The organism is Pseudomonas sp. P5_A2_2 (genome assembly GCF_054177685.1).
Window position 1 is genome coordinate 1 of the sequence record NZ_JBGCUL010001078.1, and the last position, 1,450, is coordinate 1,450.

Below are 1,450 nucleotides of genomic sequence, written 5' to 3' on the forward strand. Positions count from 1 at the left end.
GGCTTTGAGCTATGTCGAACAAGGAAGATCGAAAGGCAAAGTTGTCATTAAGCTTGCGGGAAGTTCGCTATCGCCAGGAGTATTACCAACGGCGCAAACTGGCTGAAAACTGAGCAAGAAAAAGGGCCCTTCTCTGACCCTTTTGTACTCAAGCTGAACTCTCTTGGTCAGCCAAGACTCAGCGGTCGCGGTGCCGTGCTCAGCTTCCATTACTCCCGCATTTGTATTGCCACTGTATTTCTGGAGACCGTGACGAACCGATTGGGTCGATTGCTGCCCGGTACACGGTAGTTGATGATCGTCCGCCAGACACATTTTACGGCAAAAACCTATCTCTATGCCGAGTCGGCATACGGCTGCAGGTTAGTGAGATTTGAACCAGCTGGGGTGTAGCACTGGAAAATGCTCCTTTAACCAATCCACAAACGCATCCACCTGAGGTGCAAGATGCGTTCTACTTGGGTACAGCACGGAAACCAGGCGAGGCTTGGGACGAAATGCCCTGAGCACTTCAACCAGTTCTCCGCTTTCGAGGAAAGTCTCAACGGTAATTCCCGGCGCTTGAATAATGCCGARGCCTGCAACACCGCATTGAACGTAGGCATTCGACTCATTCACGGTGATACCACCATGAGGAGTATGTGGACGATCTTCACCATCTACCGAGAAATGCCAAGGCAGCGGTCTGTGATTCTGACCAGAAAGAAAGCTGACACATCGATGGTCTGTTAGATCGTTTAGGGTTCTGGGTACCCCGCAGGCTTGGAGATAACCTGGAGACGCACAGGTCACCATGGTGGCGGTACCAATTTCTCTAGCTACCATGCTTGAGTCCGGGAGGTCACCGATTCGCAATGCACAGTCGATGCCCTCGGCTACGAGATCTACCGCACGGTCGGTCACGCCCAGCGAAAGCTCGATTTCGGGAAATGCCTCCGTAAATTCTCTCAGGTTTTCCATGAAGCTGTGCTGGGAAAATGCAGTGGGGATGTCAATGCGAAGCCGTCCCCGCAACGTCGACCCACTACGGTCGAACATGGAAGTGGCTTCTGCGATTGTTGCCAAAATCTCTTTGACACGCTCATAAAACCGCTCGCCCTCAGCAGTCAGTTTCACTTTACGAGTAGTGCGTTGGAACAGGCGGACACCCAGCGAAGCTTCCAGATCCTGAATGGTGCGTGTGACGTGCGGGCGTCCTGCCTGCATTGCCTCCGCGACTTTGGTGAAGCTTCCCAACTCAGCCAGCTTGGCGAATACCTGCATCGACTGTAGAAGCTCCATAAGTCTCTTTCTCGGGAAACATGATAACTGGATGATTGTTGCTGATCAGGATAACAATCCTGTTGGTTTCTGCACATTTATCTAGTGCCGCGAAATCTCAACAATGTCCTCAGCGTAAGGGAGGAGCTTTCCTCCCCTGCACATTCAAAATTGCTGGAGACTGAAAATG

General features: G+C 51.8%; 1 protein-coding gene. It reads right to left on the reverse strand.

Translation table 11 applies throughout. From position 1 onward, the window contains the following. Nucleotides 1-363: 363 nt before the first annotated feature. The gene (locus tag ACXRVY_RS28945) at nucleotides 364-1,263 is read right to left on the reverse strand and encodes a LysR substrate-binding domain-containing protein (protein ID WP_458238950.1); all 900 of its coding nucleotides are present in this window, start codon (nucleotides 1,261-1,263) and stop codon (nucleotides 364-366) included. Nucleotides 1,264-1,450: the final 187 nt, after the last annotated feature.